Source organism: Hymenobacter humi, assembly GCF_042665855.1.
Taxonomy (GTDB): domain Bacteria; phylum Bacteroidota; class Bacteroidia; order Cytophagales; family Hymenobacteraceae; genus Hymenobacter; species Hymenobacter humi.
Genome location: NZ_JBHTEK010000001.1, coordinates 431,635 through 448,748 on the forward strand (window position 1 = coordinate 431,635; position 17,114 = coordinate 448,748).

Sequence of the window (17,114 nt, forward strand, 5' to 3'; positions counted from 1 at the left end):
TCTTATTTATAAAGCAGCTCGTAGTACTCCTTGGCCATGCGGCCCGACTCGAACTCCGGCTCAACTTCCTTCATAGCGGTTTTCACCACTTTCAGGAAGTTATTGGGCTGGTCGTAGTACAGGGGCACCACGTGGTTTTCGAGCACGTCGAGCAGGGAGGTGGCTTCCTGGTCGTCTTTCACGTTCTCGGGCAGCTCCACGGGGGCATGCGCGATGAGGAAGCCGTTTTCGCCGTCGCGGCAGAACTCCGGAATCCAGCCGTCGGCGATGCTCAGGTTCACGCTGGCGTTCATGGCGGCGGTCATGCCGCTGGTGCCGCTGGCCTCGCGCGGGAAGCGCGGCGTGTTGAGCCACACATCGGAGCCCTTTTTGAGGGCGGCCGACAGGCCCAACTCGTAGCCGGTGAGCACGGCGCAGTTCTTCAGGTGGGCCGTACGCTTGATGATTTCATTGAACAGGTCCACGGCGCCGAAGTCCTTGGGGTAGGGCTTGCCGGCCCAAATCATTTGGATGGGGCGCTCGGTGTTGGTGGCCAGCGCCACAAACCGGTCGAAGTGGCGCAGAATCAGGTCGGCGCGCTTGTAGCCGGCAAAGCGCCGGGCCCACACGATGGTCAGCACGCTGGGGTCGAAGAGGTTGCCGGTCTGGTCGGCCACTATCTTGAACAGGTCCTGCTTGAGCTCGCGCTTGCGGGCCAGCAGGGCCGCGTCGTTCTTGGCTTTGTGGGCGGCCGCGAGCTGCGGGTCGCGCCAGTAGAGGCCGTTCTGGCTGTTGGTGATGGGAATGATGGGGCAAATGCCGGGGTAGTGGCCCCACATTTCCAGGCTCACGATGCCGTGTACCTTGCTCACGGCGTTGGCCTTACGGGCAAAGCGCAGGGCGGTGAGGGTGTAGTTCAGGGCATCGTGCTCGATGCGGGCCACCCGGCGCACCTCCTCCTCCGGCACGTCGCCAAAGAAGCTCATATCGGTGAGCAGCTTCATGGGACGCTCCTCGTTGCCGGCCAGCTCGGGCGTGTGGGTGGTGAACACCAGGCGCTTCTGGACTTCGGCCAGGTTGCGGCCGTGCTTTTCGTAGAGGTAAAACGCCAGCGGCAGGCCGTGGCCCTCGTTGAGGTGGTACACGTCGGTTTTGCGGCCGAGCAGGTCGAGCAGCTTGCCGCCGCCCACGCCCAGCAGGATGCTCTGGGCCACGCGGGCCGCCGCGTCCGGGTCGTAGAGGTGGTGCGAGATGGTGCGCGAGAGGTGGTCGTTCTCGGCAATGTCGGTGGTGAGAAAGAACATGGGCACCGTGCCGAATACTTCGGGGGCGAGGTACAGGGCCTTCACGTGCACGTCGGCCCCGTGAATGGTGATGGGGAACACCAGGCCGGTGTCTTCGAGAAACGAGTAGTGCTTCTGGCGGAAGTCGGCCCGCATGGTTTGGTCCTCGTTGCGGCCCTGGTCGTAGTAGCCGAAGCTCCACAGGATGCTGATGCCCACGAGGTTCTGCTTGAGCTCATAACCCGACCGCATGTGCGAGCCGGCCAGAAAGCCCAGGCCGCCCGAATAGGTTTTCAGGGCTTGGTCGATGGCAAATTCCATCGAGAAGTACGCCGCGGCCGTCTTGTACTTGGCCGCGGGCGTGTAAGGTTTGAACGTAAAAGCCATAAAGAATTAGCGCGCCCGCTGCTGCCGGCGCCTGAGGGGAAATCAATTTGAAAATGGGGCGTGCCACAACCTGAGCCTTGGCCCGTAGAGGACGCAAGGTCTGAAGCAATTGGCACAGTATACAAGTGGCCCTGAATACGGCACGCACGAAACGGCGGGTAGCGCTCTACCAAAACGCCTCGCCGCGGGCCGGGCACGGACTTTAGCGCACGCCGGCTATGCCTTTCAGCTGCTCGAGTTTCCGCAAGGTCTGCTGCGAGGCCTGGTGCTGGCGCTCCACGGCCTGCCGGGCGGGGCCGGTCAGGGCGGGGTCGGCCAGGGCTTCGGTGTAGGCCTTGATGGCCCATTCCTCGCCGTAGATGTTGGAATCGAGGATGCTTTTCTCGTCGCGGCCGGTCACTACCGCCTTGGCATCCATGAAGCCGCGGTAAAACTTGCCCTTGAGCGTGGTGCTGCTTTCGGCATCGCCGCCGGCTGCCCGGGCAAAGCCGTTTATCTCCTTCACAAACTGCTCGCTCTGCTGCACCAGGCTCCTGGTAGTACGCCTGGTTTTGCGGGTCCTTGGTTTCCTGAGCGGCGGTCTTGTACCCCTCAATTCGGTCGTTGACAAATAGGGCCACTCGTTGAGCGTATCGGCAAGTTTGGAGTGGTCGGCCATGGGTTTAGGCAGTAGGTAAGGATAACAAGGGATAAGGATAAGCTGGCCTGCCGGCGCAGCGGTAACAGCAGCTAACGACGGAAGCAGAGGCCTGGTTGAGCTAAATCCGAACTTATCCAATAAGTACTATTTAATAGTACACCTGTGAAGTTTTACAGCATAAAAAGAACATAATTTTACAACATTAAACATTTCAAATCAACTGATTAATGCGCCTAGTTTTGCCCTGTCATTTCACACTCACACCCCTGGTTCGAACGCATGCGCATTCTTTTTCCGCCCGCTACTTAGTGGCGCCCCTGCTTGGTGCAGTCCTTTTTGCTAGCTGTTCCAAGTCGGAGCTAACGCCCGAAACCCCGGCCGTGGCCGTGGCCACCACCACGCAGCACGTGGCAGCCGCAGGCTTCCCCGAAGGATTTGAGACGGGCACCAAAACGGCCTATACCACCGGCAGCGTCACCCTGGGTTCAGGCTCCTGGACCCTGAACGACGCCCTCATCGGCAACACTACGGCCGACCCCAAAACCGGCGCGCAGTCGGTGCGGGTGCGCAACCTGGGCATCGTGGGCATGAATTTTAACACCACCACCGGGGCCAGCACCGTGAGCGTGAGCCACGCCGTGTACGGCACCGACGGCGCCAGCACCTGGGAGCTGTGGAAATCGGCCGACAGCGGCGCCACGTTCGCCAAAGTGGGCAGCACCGTCACCACCAGCAGCACTGCGCTGGCCACCGCCACCTTCACCGTAAACCAGAGCGGCAACCTGCGCTTCCAGCTGCGCAAGGTGTCGGGCGGCACCAACCGCATCAACCTCGACAACATCAGCATCGAGCAGTACGGCACCACTCCCCCGCCCACGGGCGGCAAGAAGTTTTTGTTTGACGCTTCGCACACCGAAACCGCTGGCAACGCCGACTGGGTGCTGGACGTGGACGCCGGCGTAGTGCCGCGCTACCCCACCCCGGCCGCCTCGGGCATCACCAGCACCACGCCGGAAACGTACTGGTCGGCCGCCATCTCGGCCTGGGGCGTGGCCCTCGTAAAATTGGGCCACTCGGTAGAGCAGTTGCCAACGGGCACGGCCATCACCTACGGCAACACTTCTAACCCCCAGGACCTGGCCAACTACAGCGTGTTTGTGGTCGACGAGCCCAACACGCTGTTTTCGGCCAGTGAGAAGACGGCCATCGTGAACTTCGTGAAAAACGGCGGCGGCCTGTTCATGATTTCCGACCACGACATCTCGGACCGCAACAACGACGGCTACGACTCGCCCGACATCTGGAACGACCTGATGGCCAACAATTCGGTGCAGGCCAACCCCTTTGGCTTCACGGTGAACCTCGACAACATCGTGGAAAACAGCTTCAACGTGCGCACCGGCACCAACCCCATCATGAACGGCTCGCAGGGTGTGGTGTCGCAGCTCTCCTTCCACAACGGCGCCACCATGACCCTGAACCCCGCGGCCAACAGCACGGTGCAGGGCCTGGTGTGGCGCACCTCGGCCACCCAGGGCAACAACCTGGCGATGGCCGCCAGCAGCACCTATGGCACCGGCCGGGTGGTGATTATCGGCGACTCTTCGCCGGCCGACGACGGCACCGGCTCGCCCGGCAACACCGTGTACGACGGCTGGAACGAGAACGTGAGCACCCCGCGCCTGCACCTGAATGCCTCGCTCTGGTTGGCTAAGCTGCAGTAAAGTCTCCGCCACTTTCCTAGCCTTGCAAAGCCCCGCTACTCAAGCCAGTAGCGGGGCTTTTTGCGCGTGCTGGGGGCCCCGGCCGCCTACCCGTTTATTGGATGCGCCCATTGCTTAGGTTACTTTGCCGGCTCTCAGCCACGCCGTTCTGCTTTCGCTCATGACTTTCTCCCGCTTTTTGCCCCTGCTTGCCGGGGCCCTGCTGGTAGCTCCATTATCTCCTGCAAATGCGGCTCCGGTCGCAGCCACCCCGGCCGCCGCGCCGGCCAAAACCGCGGCCATCAGCCGCATCGACCCCACGTTTTGGTGGGTGGGCATGAAAAACCCCAAGCTCCAGCCTGCTGGTGCACGGCCCCGGCATCGGGAGCAGCACCGTGACGTTGAACTACGCCGGTGTGACCCTGGACGGCGTGCAGAAGCTGGAAAACCCCAACTACCTGCTGGTGAACCTGACCATCGGCCCCGCGGCCCGGCCGGGCAAGCTGGCGCTGCAGTTCCAGGGCGCCAAGAAGGTGAAGTACGAATACGAGCCTGCGTGCCCGCAATACCGACCCCAACCGCACGCAGGGCGTGACCAGCGCCGACTTCGTGTACCTGCTCATGCCGGACCGGTTTGCCAACGGCAACCCCAAGAACGACGTCATTAAGAGCACCAACGTTTCGCGCGTGGCCCGGGACTCGATGTACGCCCGCCACGGCGGCGACCTCAAGGAATTGAGCAGCACTTCGACTACCTGAAGGAGCTGGGCGTGACGGCCATCTGGCCCACGCCGGTGGTGGAAAACAACCAGCCCAAGGCCAGCTACCACGGCTACGCCCTCACCGACTACTACGCCGTGGACCCGCGCTACGGTACCAACGCGGAGTACGTGGGCTTCGTGAAGAATGCCCACGCCAAGGGCCTGAAGGTCATTCACGACGTGGTGCTCAACCACATGGGCAGCCAGAACTACCTGTTTCTTGACCAGCCGGCCAAGGACTGGTTTCATCAGTGGCCCGGGTACACGCGCAGCAACTTCCGCGACGCGGCCTTCAACGACCCGTATGGCTCAACTCTCGACCGCAAGCTGTTTGGCGAGGGCTGGTTTGACAAGCACATGCCCGACCTCAACCAGACCAACCCGCTGGTGGTTACGTACCTCATTCAGAACTTTCTGTGGTGGGTGGAGAATACGGGCCTCGACGGCTACCGCATCGATACCTACAGCTATTCCGACCGCAACTTTCTGATGCAGTGGGGCGCCGCTATTCTGGAGGAATACCCCAAAATCGGCATGTTTGGCGAAACCTGGGTGCAGGGCACGGCCCAACAGGCTTACTTCGCCCAGAACATTTTCCCGGCGGTGCAGGGCTTCAAGTCCAACCTGCCCGGCGTGACGGACTTCCAGATGCAGTACGCCATCAACGAAGCCCTGACCAAGGACGCCGGCTGGACCGAGGGCGTGAGCCGGCTCTACTACACGCTGCAGGCCGACTGGATGTACCAGGACCCCATGCGCAACGTGCTGTTTCTCGACAACCACGACCTGAGCCGTTATTACTCGGTCATCGGCGAAGATTTTCAGAAGTACAAGATGGGCCTGGCCTGGCTGCTCACCTGCCGCGGCATTCCGCAGCTGTACTACGGCACCGAGGTGCTGATGAAGAACTTCAGCAACCCCGATGGCAAGGTGCGCGAGGACTTCCCCGGCGGCTGGCCCGGCGACAAGAAGAACCTGTTTGTGGCCGCGGGCCGCAACGCCCAGGAGCAGGAAGCCTTCCGCTACGTGAGTACCCTGGCCAACTACCGCAAGACCCACCCTGCCCTGCACAGCGGCAAGCTGATGCAGTTTATCCCCGACGCGGGGGTGTACACCTACTTCCGCTACAACGACCAGGGCGAAACCGTGATGGTGCTGATGAACGCCAACAAGGACGAGAAAACCGTGGACACGGCCCGCTTTGCCGAGCGCCTCGCCGGCTTTACGTCGGGCACGGAGGTGACCAGCGGCGCGGCCATTGCGGACCTGAAAACCCTGAAAATCCCCGGCCGCACGGCCTGGGTAGTGGAATTAAAGCGGTAACTTCAGGATAAACCGTGCTCAACCCCATGACCGACCTCACCGACCAAGTAGCCATCGTGACCGGCGCCAGCCGCGGCATCGGCAAAGCCATTGCCCTGCTGCTCTCGCTGCAAGGCGCCAAAGTGGTGGCCGTAGCCCGCACCGAAGAAGAGCTGACCGAGCTCACGCACAAAACCCAGGGCCTGAGCATTGTGGCCGACGTCTCGATGGAGTCCGACGCCCAGCAGGTGGTGGAGGGCACGCTGCTGCACTACGGCCGGCTCGACATCCTGGTGTGCAACGCCGGAGTGGGCTCCTTCAACGAGCTGGAGAACTTCACCAGCAGCGAGTGGGACCGCATGTTCGACACCAACGTGAAGGGCACGTTCCTGATGTGCAAGGCCGCGGTGCCCCATTTCAAAGCCCAGAAAAAGGCCACATCGTGGGCGTCACCTCCGACGTGGCCAAGCGCACCTTTGCCCACGGCACGGCCTACGGCGCCAGCAAGTTTGCCCAGGACGCCGTGCTGGCCAGCCTGCGCAAGGAAGTGCGCCCGCACGGCGTCAAGGTCAGCTCCATTTACCCGGGGCTGGTCGATACCTACTTCAACGACACCACGCCCGGCAGCCCGGAGGCCGAGAAAACCCACCTCAAGCCCGCCGACATTGCCCAGGCCGTGCGCTACGTGCTCGAAGCCCCGGCCCACGTGGTGGTCGACGAGTGATGCTGCACCCGCTCACGCAGGAATGGTAAGACGCTTCGCTTAATGAAGAATGAGGAATGAGGAATGAGGAATTTTGGCCTTATCTGCTCATTCTTAATTCTTCATTCTTCATTCCTCATTAAGCGAAGCGTTATCTTGCCGCACCATGAAAAAATTGTTGCTGGCCGGCAGCCTCCTCACCTTGGCTGCTTTCTCTTTGCCTCTCCCCCTGTGGCCGATAAACCCACCACCGACAACGACCCCAACACCACCGCGGAAGTACCCCAGGACCACAAGCTGGTGATTTACCAGATGGTGCCCCGCCTGTTCGGCAACAAAGTGGCCCTGAACAAGCCCTACGGCACCATCACGGAGAACGGCTGCGGCAAGTTCAACGACATTACCGACAAGGCCCTGGCCGAAATCAAGAAAATGGGCGCCTCGCACGTGTGGTACACCGGCGTGCTCGAGCACGCCACCATGACGGACTACAACTCGCAGGGCATCCCGGCCGACGACGCCGACGTGGTGAAGGGCCGCGCGGGCTCGCCCTACGCCATCAAGGACTACTACGACGTGGCCCCCGACCTGGCCGTGGTGGTGAAAAACCGCATGCCCGAGTACGAGGCCCTCATCAAGCGCACCCACGACCAGGGGCTGAAGGTGCTCATGGACTTCATCCCGAACCACGTAGCCCGCTCCTACAAGTCGGACGCCAAGCCCCAGGGCGTGGTGGATTTGGGCGCCATGGATGACAAAACCAAAGCCTTTGCGCCCAACAACAACTTCTACTACCTGCCCGGCAAAAGCTTTGTGGTGCCCGCCGGCTACAACCCGCTGGGCCCGCTGAAGGCCCCCGCCGAAGACCACAAGTACACCGAGACCCCTGCCAAAGCCACCGGCAACGACGTTTTTTCGGAAGCCCCTTCCATCAACGACTGGTTTGAAACCGTGAAGCTGAACTACGGCGTGAACTACCAGAACGGCCGCAAGCCCTACTTCGCCCCGGTGCCCGACACCTGGAAAAAGATGCGCGACATCCTGGTGTATTGGGCGGGCAAAAACGTGGACGGCTTCCGCTGCGACATGGCCGAAATGGTGCCCGTGGAGTTCTGGGCCTACGTTATTCCGGAAGTAAAAAAGGTGAAGCCCAACATCGTCTTCATCGCCGAAGCCTACGACCCGAAGGTGTACAAAACCTACCTGGACAAAGGGAAATTCGACTACCTCTACGACAAGGTGGGCCTCTACGACGGCCTGCGCAAGCTGATGCGCCAGGAAGGCACCACCGAGGACATCACCAAGGTGTGGAAGGAGGAAAGCAACGGCTTCTCGTCGCGCATGCTGCGCTTTCTGGAAAACCACGACGAGCAGCGCATTGCCTCCAAGGACTTTGCCACCGACCCGCGCCGCGCCATTCCGGCCATGACCGTGACGGCCACGCTGGCCTCGGGCCCGGTGATGCTCTACTTCGGGCAGGACGTGGGCGAGCCGCCCACGGCGCCGAAGGCTTCAGCGGCGAAGACGGCCGCACCTCCATCTTCGACTACTGGGGCGTGCCCGAGCACCAGAAATGGCTCAACCAGGGCAAGTTCGATGGGGCCCGGCTCGGCCCGGAGCAGAAGAAGCTGCGCGACTTCTACGCCCGCCTGCTCAACCTGACCAGCAGCAGCGACGCCATCCGCAAGGGCCGCTTCTACGAGCTGCAGGACGCCAACAACCTGGGCAAGGAGTACAACCAGCGCCACCTCTACACCTACCTGCGCTACACCGACAAGCAGCAGGCGCTCGTGGTGGTCAACTTCAGCGCCGACAAAACCTACCGGCCGACCATTACCATTCCGGCCGCCGCCATGACGGCCATGGGGCTCACCACCAAGAAATTTTACACCTACACCGACCTGCTCGCGCCCGGCGAGCCCCGCAACGCCCTCAACCTGACGCTGGCCCCGCTTTCGGCCCACGTATTCGAGCTGAAGTCCCGGTAACGTTGCCGGAGTACGCTTCGGAATTAGTAAGTTTGAAGGCCGCGCCGCCCTGTTCAGCAAGGGGCCGCGCGGCCTTCACTTTTGCCCTTTCCCAATGGCTGCTCCCACCGCCGTTTCGTCGGCCAACACCCGCGAAAAACCCCGCCTCAGCTTCTGGCAAATCTGGAACATGAGTTTCGGCTTCCTCGGCATTCAGTTCGGCTTTGCCCTGCAGAATGCCAACGTGAGCCGAATCTTCGAAACCATGGGGGCCAACACCGACGACATTGCCTTTCTGTGGCTGGCGGCCCCCACCACGGGCCTGCTGGTGCAGCCCATCGTGGGCTACATGTCGGACCGCACCTGGAGCCCGCGCTGGGGGCGGCGGCGTCCTTTCTTCCTGGTAGGCGCCATTCTGGCGTCGCTGGCCCTGCTGGTGATGCCCAACGTGACGGCCCTGTGGATGGCAGCCGGCATGCTCTGGATTATGGATTCGAGCATCAACATTTCCATGGAGCCCTTCCGGGCGCTGGTGGGCGACGTGCTGCCCTCGGAGCAGCGCACCACGGGCTTTGCGGCCCAGACCTTCTTCATTGGCGTGGGCGCCATCGTGGCCTCCTCGCTGCCCTGGATGTTCACTAACTGGTTCGGCGTGAGCAACACGGCCGGGCCGGGCCAGATTCCGCTGTCGGTGAAGTACGCCTTCTACATCGGCGGCGTCGTGTTTCTGCTGGCGGTGCTCTGGACGGTGATTCGCACCAAGGAGTACCCGCCCGAAGACATGCAGGCCTTTGAGGAGGAAAACAAGCGCACGGCCGGCTTCTGGAACGGCGTGCGCGAGTCGTTCATGGGCGTGTTCAACATGCCCAAAACCATGAAGCAGCTGGCCCTGGTGCAGTTTTTCTCCTGGCTGGCTTTGTTTGCGATGTGGATTTACATGACCCCGGCCATCACCAGCCACATCTACCACACCACCGACACCACCTCGAAGCTCTACAACGAGGGCGCCGACTGGGTGGGCGTCTGCTTTTCGGTCTACAACGGGGTTTCGGCCGTGTTTGCGCTGCTGCTGCCCGTCATTGCCCGGGCCACCAGCCGCCGGCTTACCCACATGCTTTGCCTCACGGCGGGCGGCCTGGGTTTGATTTCCATCTACTTCGTGCAGGACCCCAAAATGCTGCTGCTCTCGATGGTGGGCGTGGGCATTGCCTGGGCCAGTATCCTGTCGGTTCCCTACGCCATGCTGGCCGGGGCGCTGCCCTGGAACAAGATGGGCTACTACATGGGCGTGTTCAACTTCTTCATCGTCATCCCGCAGATGGTGGCCGGCGTCACGCTCGGCTTTTTCACGAAGAACGTGTTTCACGGCGCCTCGGTCCTGACCCTGGTGCTGGGCGGCGTGTCGATGATAATCTCGGGCCTGCTCACCCTGCGCGTCGACGACACCGACGACGTGCGCCTGCCCACAGCCGAAGAGCCGGCCGAAAGCCTGGGCTACGACGCCCTGGCCCAGCCCAACCCGGAAGTATAATTGAGTAGTTTTCGCTGCGTACTTCCACGGGTTTCTCCTCAAATACCCGCATAAATCCGGCAACAGCCGCTGGCCCTGCCTGCGTATCCCAAAGGTTCCTCTTTTGGGTTTCGTATGCTGCCAGCGGCTTTGTTTTTCGCGTTGTTTTTCAGCGTTTGCGTAGCCATTCTGGTGTGGCCCCGGCGAAAGTTTCGGGGGCGGGGCCCGCTTCGCAAGGGCCGGCCGCGGGTGAGCATCCTGGTGGCGGCCCGCAACGAGGAGGCCACGATTGAGCGCTGCCTGCGCGCCCTGGCCGCCCAACGCTACCCGGCCGGCCGCCTGGAAATTCTCATCGCCGACGACGGCTCTACCGATAACACGGCCGCAGTGGTCCGGGCCTTCATTGCCGACAAGCCGCAGTTCCGGCTGCTGTCGGTGCAGCACCGCCTGGGCACCACCAAAGGCAAAAGCAATGCTCTGGCGCACCTGTGCCGCGCCGCCACCACCGACTTTTTCCTGTTTACCGATGCCGACATGGCGGTGGGGCCCGATTGGGTGACGGGCATGCTGGCGGCCGCCACGCCCGACGTGGGCGTGGTCACGGGCATTACTACGGCGCGGGGCAACCTGTTTGGCCGCCTGCAGGGACTGGACTGGCTTTTGGTCTCAACCTCATTCGCTTGCTGGCCGACCAGGGCCTGCCCAGCACCAGCATCGGCAACAACATGCTCGTGACCCGCGCCGCCTACCACGACAGCGGCGGCTACGAGAACATGGTTTTCAGCACCAGCGAAGACCTGCAGCTTTTTCGGCACGTCACGGCGCGGGGCTGGGGCTTCCGCAACCTCTGCTCGCCGGGTGTACTGGGCGTATCGGAGCCCCAGCCCACGCTGCAGTCGCTGCTGCAGCAGCGCAAGCGCTGGATGAAGGGCACCGCCGCCCTGCCCTGGTACCTCACCGGGCTGTTTGGCATGTACGCGGGGTTTTACACGGTCTTGTTCTGGCCCGGCCTGCTGCCGCTGGGCACCGTGGCGCTGCTGTACGGCGGCAAAATCCTGCTTCAGACCTTGTTTCTGACGTCTACGCTGCGGCAGGTAGGCCGGCGCGAAAACCTGGCGGTGCTGCTGCTCTACGAGTTCTACCTGTGCGCCATGTCGCTGGCGGTGCTGGCCTACACGATTTGGCCCGGGTACGTGCAGTGGAAGCAGCGCCGCTACACCTGGGCCGAGGCCTGAGCAGCCAGCTCAACTCCATTCCCCGGCTCAACTTTTCAACTCAATATTTTTCAGCTCAATATTATTGAGCCAGCAGCATTTCGGCCACTTCGCGGCCCGTGGCCAGGGCCGCGTTCAGCGAGGGATACGCGGCCCAGTCGCCGCAGCGGTAGAGGCCGTCGGCCAGCCGGAGGGGCTGCCGCGTGGGCTGGCCGGGCAGGTACACCGGCAGGGCGGCCGCGATGCGGTAGCTGCGCAGGTGCTGCCACTGCCGCGCCGCGGGCCCAAACCAAGTGGCCAGCTCCGTGCGCAGGCCCGCCGTCAGCTCGGCTTCCGTCAGGCTGCGCTCGCCGTGGGTGCTCACCGATACCAGCGACCTACCGGCGGGGGCGTAGGCGGCGCTCACATCGGCCGGAAAGCTCACGTTGTGGGCCAGGGCGCCGGGAGCGGCGTTGAGCCGCAACAGCTTATCGCCGCGACCCGGCGAGTAGCCCTCGGCCGCGAAATAGGTGCAGGTGGTGATGCGCGCCGCCGTGGGAAAGCTGGCGGCCTGGGCGCTGAAACCATCGTCGGCGTTGCCGCTGCGGCCGGCCAGCAGGCGCAGGGCCGTGAGCCCGTCGGTGGCCACGACCACGGCCGCGCCCTCCAGCATTTGTCCGGAGTTGAGCCGCACCTGCGTGCCCTCCACGGCCGCCACAGGGCACTTTAGCCGGATGGAGCCCGCCGGCAGGCGCGTGGCCAGTTGCTCGGGCAGCTGCTGCATGCCCAGCGCGGGCACGGCCGCCTCGCCGGTCACGAACTGCTGAAAGACAAACTCGAAGAAGTTGCTGGCCGTGCTGAGCTCGCGGTCCAGAAAAACCCCGCCGAAAAAGGGCTTGAAGAAGGTGTTTATCATCTGCTCGCTCCAGCCGTAGCGCTGCAGAAAGGTGAGCGTCTCGGTGGCCGGGCGGGCCAGCAGCTCTTCGGGCGTGTACTTGAGCACGTGGCGCACCAGGCTCACGACGCGCAGCTTATCGGCCAGGGTGCCAATGGGCGACGTGAGCGCCGAAAAGGCCGACAGCGGGCGCTGCAGCGGATTTTGCAGCACGGTTTCGCGGCCATCGGCCAGGCGGATTACGGCGCCGGAGCGGAAGGCTTTGAGCTGCAAGGCGCCATAATCGAAGATGCGGCGGGCCTCTGGGTAGTTGGTGAGCAGCACCTGAAAGCCCCGGTCGAGCCGGAAGCCTTCGGGCGTGACGTCGGTGCGTACGCGCCCGCCCACGGCATCGGCGGCGTCGAGCAGCAGCACGGGCCGGCCGGCGCGGTGCAGCCACGTGGCGCAGGCCAGCCCGGCCATGCCCGCCCCGACAATGATGGTGGGTTTGGAATTAGAGGAAGACGTCATGAAGAGAAGGTAAGCGGATGAATCCCGGCCCGGTGAGGATTTAACGCTTCACAAGCAAAAACTGAGATGTGGCCCGGCGTAAAAAAGCCACTGGGGCCGCGCTACGCAAGGGCTGGGGTGAAGGCAAAGGTCAGCTCAAAACAGCTTGGGCATCTTGTGCTCCTTCCATTTCTTGCGCGTCTTCATGGTCCAGAACTCGGCCACGCCGTCGCGGCGCAGGCTCATTTGCCAAGCGCCCATGGGCTGGCCCAGGCGGTAGCCGGTGGCCTGGTCCTGCGGGAATTGCTTTTGAGCAAGGCATAATCCGCGGCGGCGATGTCCTGGCCCACTTCGCCGTGGCAGCGCAGGCACAGCGCGTTGTTGAGCACAATGGGCCGCTGATAGAAAAACACTTCCTGCGACTCCCGGCTGATGGTGCGGGTGGTGTCGGGGCGCATTTGCTCGGGGCGCAAGGAGGCCTGGTGGGCCGGGTTGCGCGGCCGCTCGCTCACGCGCCGGGGCGTGGCCTTGAGCACCCCGGCCAGCGAATCGACGAACCGATACGTTTCGGGCCGGCAGTAGGCCATGGCCTGGGCCACGCCGCCCGCCGCTAGCTCCCGGGCCAGGGTGCGGCGCAGGAGCGTATCGGCCGTAGCGCTGAGGGAATCGCCAGCCCAGCGTGTGGCCCGCAGCAAGTCCTTGGGCATAATGCGCTTCACCTCCCAGTTGGCCGTTTCGATGCCGATGCGCTTGGTGTCTTTCAGGTGCTCAATCTGGTCGGGGCGGCAGGCGCCTACAGCCAGCGTCCCAGCCAGGACCAGGGCAGCCCGCACGGCCGGGCGCCGGGCCGTGAGCAGGTAAAAAACTCGATTTATCATCGTTGGTAGCATGCGTCTTTCAAACCCCAAAGGTGGCGGGGCACGTTCCTAGCTCATCAAATAGCTTTTGAGCTGTTCGTAATCAACCGCCAGCGGCACGCTTCGTTTGGGGCGGTTTTGGAGGTGACGCACCAGGCTCGGGCAGCCCAATGGAATGGCCGAGGATGGGCTCCACTACGTCGGGAAATTTCACGGGGTGCGCCGTGGCCAGCACCATGCCCGGAGCGGCCGGGTGCTGGGCCTGGTAGCGCCGCAGGGCGGTGTAGGCCACGGCCGCGTGCGGGTCGAGCAGGTAGTTGCTTTCGGCCCACACCTGCCGGATGGCGGCCACGGTTTCGTCGTCGGTCACGGTATCGGCACTGAGCGCGGCGCGCAGCTTGCCCAGGTCGTGGTGAAACAGCTCCAGAATGCGCACGAAGTTGCTGGGGTTGCCCACGTCCATGGCGTTGGAGTAGGTGGGCACGGCGGCCCGGGCCGAGTAGTTGCCTGTGCGCAGGTATACCGGCACGGGGTCGTTGGCATTGCAGGCGGCAATGAAATGGCCCAGCGGCAGCCCCGACGCCTGCGCCAGCAAGCCCGCGCACAGGTTGCCGAAGTTGCCACTCGGCACCGAAATCACCGGAGCGGGCGCATCGGCGGGCCACTGCTGCCAGGCAAAGCAGTAGTACAGTTGCTGGGGCAGCCAGCGGGCCACGTTGATGGAATTGGCCGAGGTGAGGAAGCGCCGTTGGGCCAGCTCCGGGTCCTGAAACGCCTGCTTCACCAGGGCCTGGCAGTCGTCGAAGGTGCCGCTCACTTCCAGCGCCGTGATGTTCTGGCCCAGGGTGGTGAGCTGCTGCTCCTGCACCGGGCTCACCTTGCCGGAGGGGTAAAGAATCACCACTTCCACCCCCGGCACGCCCAGAAAGCCGCTGGCCACAGCCCCGCCAGTGTCGCCGGAAGTAGCCACCAGCACCGTCACGGGCGGCGTGTCGCCGCGCTGGGCAAAGTAGCCCAGGCAGCGGCTCATAAACCGCGCGCCCACGTCCTTAAACGCCAGCGTTGGCCCGTGAAACAGCTCCAGCGCCGCCACGCCCGCCGCCACTGGCACCAGTGGAAACTCAAAATCAACGGCCTCGGCGCAGATGCGCTGCAAGTCGCTCTCGGGTATGGTATTCCCGACGTAGGGCCGCATCACGTTTAGCGCCACTGTGGCCTTGCTCAAGTTGCGCAGCTCCCGCAGAAAGCCCGCCGGAAACCGGGGAATGGTTTCGGGGAAATACAGGCCGCCATCCGGCGCTTGCCCGGTGACGGTGGCCGTGCGAAAATCCACCAATGGCGACTGATGGCGGAGGCTGTAGTATTTCATTTTTAGCTATTCAACAATTTCTGACTTCGGTCGTCATGCCGAGCGCAGCCGAGGCATCTCGCTCGCATCGTTGCATCAATTGGTTTACTGCTGCACGCAAGATGCCTCGGCTGCGCTCGGCATGACGGTCCGAACTCCAAGTTTAGCTGCCTAAGACTCGCAAATAACCCGCGCGCCTTCTGTCGCCACCGGCCCTACGTAAATGTGGAAGGCTATTCCTAATTCGGCAAATACGCTGCCCAGCGCCTCCCCTACTGCCTGGGCGGTGGCTTCGGTTTGGTTGAGCATAAAAATAGACGGGCCGGAGCCCGAAATGCCGCCGCCAATGGCGCCGGCGGCCAACGCTCGCTTGCGTGCCTCGGCCAGGCCGGGGATGAGCGGCAGCCGCGCGGGTTCTACGATGTAGTCGTCCATTGAGCGGCCAATCAGCTCGTAGTCGGCGGTTAGAAAGCCGGCTACCAGGCCCGCCACATTGGCCCACTGGCGCACGGCCAGCCCCAGTGGAACGTTGGCGGGCAGCACCTTGCGTGAGTCGCTGGTTTTCACTTCAATCTGGGGGTGCACCACGGCCACCCACAAGGGCGGCGCGGGCAGGGCCAGGATGTCCAGGGCCGGCTCTACGGCCCGCACGATGGTAAACCCGCCAAAAATTGCGGGCGCAATGTTGTCGGCGTGCCGGGCGCCGGAGGCCACTACCTCACCGGCCATGGCAAAATCCACCAGCTGCATTTTCGAGAAGCGGTTGCCTAGCAGGGCATTGGCGCCTACTACGGCCCCGGCTGCGCTAGCCGCGCTGCTGCCCACGCCGCTGCCGGGCATGATGCCTTTGGTGATTTCCACGTCGAAGCCGATTTCTTCGGGTACTTCGCGCAACAGCGCCAGCAGGGCTACCCCGGCCACGTTGCGGGTGGGCTCGGTGGGCAGGCCGTAGGGGTCCAGGTGCTGGATGCGCACGCCCGGCTCGGCGGTGCGGCGGATGCGGACGGCATCGTAGGGGGCGGCTAGGGCCAGGCCAAACACATCGAAGCCGCAGCCCAGGTTGGAAAGAGTAGCAGGAGAATGAACGAGAACGGAATCGGGCATAGTAGCGCGGACTTTCAGTCCGCGTTTGAACAGTTGACAAACTTAATCATTAGCTAGCACGCGGGTTTTGGGTGTTCGCGAACTAGAAATCCACGCTACAACCGCGCCGCGCGCACAATGTCTGCAAACACGCCCGAAGCCGTGACTTCGGCCCCGGCGCCGGCGCCCTTCACCACCAGCGGCTGCTCCACGTAGCGGTCGGTGTAGAACAGCACCACGTTGTCTTTGCCGCGCAGGTCGTATAAATCGTGCCCCGGCGCCACTTGCTGCAGCCCCACGGCGGCGCGCCCATCGGCGTAGCGGGCCACGAATTTCAGGCGCTTGCCGGCGGCCGTGGCCGCGTCGTACAGGGCCCGGAAGTGGGCTTCGTGCGCTGCCATTTGGGTGTAGAACGCTTCGACGTCGCCCTCCAGGCAGGCGGGCGGCAGGAAGGTCTCGATGTCGATGTCGCTCATTTCCATCACCTGGCCGGCTTCGCGGGCCAGAATCAGGATTTTGCGGGCCACATCGGAGCCGCTCAGGTCCAGGCGCGGGTCGGGCTCGGTGTAGCCTTCGGTCTGAGCCTGGCGCACCACTTCGGCAAAGGGCCGGCTGCCGTCGTAGTTGTTGAACACAAAATTGAGTGTGCCCGAGAGCACGGCCTGCATCCGCCGCACCACGTCGCCGCTGCGCGTAAGGTCGTTGAGCGTGCCGATGACGGGCAGGCCCGCGCCCACGTTGGTTTCGAACAGGAAGCTGGCGTTGAACTCCTTGGAGAGGCTTTTCAGACGGGCGTAGCTGGCGTAGTCCGAAGAGCAGGCCACTTTGTTGCAGGCTACCACGGCCACGCTTTTTTCCAGCAAGTCGGCGTAGCACTTGGCCGCGGCGGGGTTGGCCGTCACATCCACAAAAATGGAGTTGCGCAGGTTGCGGCCGATGATGAGCCTGGGTGAACTCTTCCAGGCTCTGCGGCGGGGCGCCGGCCAGCTCGGTGGGCCAGGCAGTCAGGTCCAG

General features: G+C 63.3%; 16 protein-coding genes and 1 pseudogene. 10 read left to right on the forward strand and 7 right to left on the reverse strand.

The annotated features are described in order from the left end of the window. Nucleotides 1-2 precede the first annotated feature (2 nt). Both glgP and ACFQT0_RS02385 read right to left on the reverse strand, forming a co-directional pair. Nucleotides 3-1,649, reverse strand: a complete 1,647-nt coding sequence (gene glgP, locus ACFQT0_RS02380) for an alpha-glucan family phosphorylase (protein WP_380200071.1) — start codon at nt 1,647-1,649, stop codon at nt 3-5. 202 nt (nt 1,650-1,851) lie between these two features. Beyond that, nucleotides 1,852-2,307: a DUF2383 domain-containing protein gene (locus tag ACFQT0_RS02385; RefSeq protein WP_380200073.1), complete on the reverse strand. Its 456-nt coding sequence runs from the start codon at nt 2,305-2,307 to the stop codon at nt 1,852-1,854. 290 nt (nt 2,308-2,597) lie between these two features. Here ACFQT0_RS02385 and ACFQT0_RS02390 point away from each other — a divergent pair, with 290 nt between their 5' ends. The 10 genes and pseudogenes from ACFQT0_RS02390 (at nt 2,598) to ACFQT0_RS02435 (ending at nt 11,470) form a co-directional block, all read left to right on the forward strand. Beyond that, nucleotides 2,598-4,013, forward strand: a complete 1,416-nt coding sequence (locus ACFQT0_RS02390) for a hydrolase (protein ID WP_380200075.1) — start codon at nt 2,598-2,600, stop codon at nt 4,011-4,013. Nucleotides 4,014-4,387: 374 nt separating this feature from the next. Further along, the gene (locus tag ACFQT0_RS02395) at nt 4,388-4,660 is read left to right on the forward strand and encodes a cyclomaltodextrinase N-terminal domain-containing protein (RefSeq protein ID WP_380205886.1); all 273 of its coding nucleotides are present in this window, start codon (nt 4,388-4,390) and stop codon (nt 4,658-4,660) included. Continuing rightward, entirely contained in the window at nt 4,584-4,751 is a 168-nt protein-coding gene (locus ACFQT0_RS02400) for a hypothetical protein (RefSeq protein ID WP_380206146.1), read from the forward strand. The genes ACFQT0_RS02395 and ACFQT0_RS02400 overlap by 77 nt, the downstream gene beginning before the upstream one ends. Before the next feature lie 11 nt (nt 4,752-4,762). After that, nucleotides 4,763-6,076 carry an alpha-amylase family glycosyl hydrolase gene (locus ACFQT0_RS02405; protein WP_380200077.1) on the forward strand — a complete coding sequence of 438 codons (1,314 nt, stop codon included), beginning with the start codon at nt 4,763-4,765 and terminating at the stop codon, nt 6,074-6,076. A 26-nt stretch (nt 6,077-6,102) separates the two neighbouring features. Further along, nucleotides 6,103-6,779, forward strand: a pseudogene (locus tag ACFQT0_RS02410) (SDR family oxidoreductase). A 210-nt stretch (nt 6,780-6,989) separates the two neighbouring features. Then, on the forward strand, nt 6,990-8,420 hold the full coding sequence (locus tag ACFQT0_RS02415; protein WP_380200079.1) for an alpha-amylase family protein: 1,431 nt from the start codon (nt 6,990-6,992) through the stop codon (nt 8,418-8,420). Then, nucleotides 8,315-8,746, forward strand: coding sequence for a hypothetical protein (locus ACFQT0_RS02420; RefSeq protein ID WP_380200081.1), 432 nt, complete (start codon nt 8,315-8,317; stop codon nt 8,744-8,746). Before ACFQT0_RS02415 ends, ACFQT0_RS02420 begins: the two co-directional genes overlap by 106 nt. A 94-nt stretch (nt 8,747-8,840) precedes the next feature. Next, nucleotides 8,841-10,256, forward strand: a complete 1,416-nt coding sequence (locus ACFQT0_RS02425; RefSeq protein ID WP_380200083.1) for an MFS transporter — start codon at nt 8,841-8,843, stop codon at nt 10,254-10,256. Between the two features lie 114 nt (nt 10,257-10,370). Then, entirely contained in the window at nt 10,371-10,970 is a 600-nt protein-coding gene (locus tag ACFQT0_RS02430; RefSeq protein ID WP_380200085.1) for a glycosyltransferase, read from the forward strand. Continuing rightward, entirely contained in the window at nt 10,916-11,470 is a 555-nt protein-coding gene (locus ACFQT0_RS02435; protein WP_380200087.1) for a glycosyltransferase family 2 protein, read from the forward strand. Before ACFQT0_RS02430 ends, ACFQT0_RS02435 begins: the two co-directional genes overlap by 55 nt. A gap of 61 nt (nt 11,471-11,531) precedes the next feature. Here the strand turns inward: ACFQT0_RS02435 and ACFQT0_RS02440 are convergent, their stop codons facing one another. The 5 genes from ACFQT0_RS02440 to ACFQT0_RS02460 all read right to left on the reverse strand — a co-directional run bounded on the left by ACFQT0_RS02440 (nt 11,532) and on the right by ACFQT0_RS02460 (nt 17,008). Next, entirely contained in the window at nt 11,532-12,833 is a 1,302-nt protein-coding gene (locus tag ACFQT0_RS02440) for a protoporphyrinogen/coproporphyrinogen oxidase (RefSeq protein WP_380200089.1), read from the reverse strand. 221 nt (nt 12,834-13,054) lie between these two features. Beyond that, the gene (locus ACFQT0_RS02445; protein WP_380200091.1) at nt 13,055-13,690 is read right to left on the reverse strand and encodes a c-type heme family protein; all 636 of its coding nucleotides are present in this window, start codon (nt 13,688-13,690) and stop codon (nt 13,055-13,057) included. An 82-nt stretch (nt 13,691-13,772) separates the two neighbouring features. Further along, nucleotides 13,773-15,038: a threonine synthase gene (thrC, locus tag ACFQT0_RS02450; RefSeq protein ID WP_380200093.1), complete on the reverse strand. Its 1,266-nt coding sequence runs from the start codon at nt 15,036-15,038 to the stop codon at nt 13,773-13,775. 150 nt (nt 15,039-15,188) lie between these two features. Then, nucleotides 15,189-16,121: a homoserine kinase gene (locus ACFQT0_RS02455; protein ID WP_380200095.1), complete on the reverse strand. Its 933-nt coding sequence runs from the start codon at nt 16,119-16,121 to the stop codon at nt 15,189-15,191. Nucleotides 16,122-16,216: 95 nt separating this feature from the next. Beyond that, complete coding sequence (locus ACFQT0_RS02460; RefSeq protein WP_380200097.1) at nt 16,217-17,008, reverse strand: hypothetical protein; 792 nt, start codon at nt 17,006-17,008, stop codon at nt 16,217-16,219. Between the last annotated feature and the right edge of the window lie 106 nt (nt 17,009-17,114).

Coding starts and splice junctions, on each gene's coding strand:
- glgP (WP_380200071.1), bottom strand. CDS start 1,649: ATGGCTTTTACGTTCAAACCTTACACGCCCGCGGCCAAGTACAAGACG.
- ACFQT0_RS02385 (WP_380200073.1), bottom strand. CDS start 2,307: ATGGCCGACCACTCCAAACTTGCCGATACGCTCAACGAGTGGCCCTAT.
- ACFQT0_RS02425 (WP_380200083.1), top strand. CDS start 8,841: ATGGCTGCTCCCACCGCCGTTTCGTCGGCCAACACCCGCGAAAAACCC.
- ACFQT0_RS02430 (WP_380200085.1), top strand. CDS start 10,371: ATGCTGCCAGCGGCTTTGTTTTTCGCGTTGTTTTTCAGCGTTTGCGTA.
- ACFQT0_RS02440 (WP_380200089.1), bottom strand. CDS start 12,833: ATGACGTCTTCCTCTAATTCCAAACCCACCATCATTGTCGGGGCGGGC.
- ACFQT0_RS02445 (WP_380200091.1), bottom strand. CDS start 13,690: ATGATAAATCGAGTTTTTTACCTGCTCACGGCCCGGCGCCCGGCCGTG.
- thrC (WP_380200093.1), bottom strand. CDS start 15,038: ATGAAATACTACAGCCTCCGCCATCAGTCGCCATTGGTGGATTTTCGC.
- ACFQT0_RS02455 (WP_380200095.1), bottom strand. CDS start 16,121: ATGCCCGATTCCGTTCTCGTTCATTCTCCTGCTACTCTTTCCAACCTG.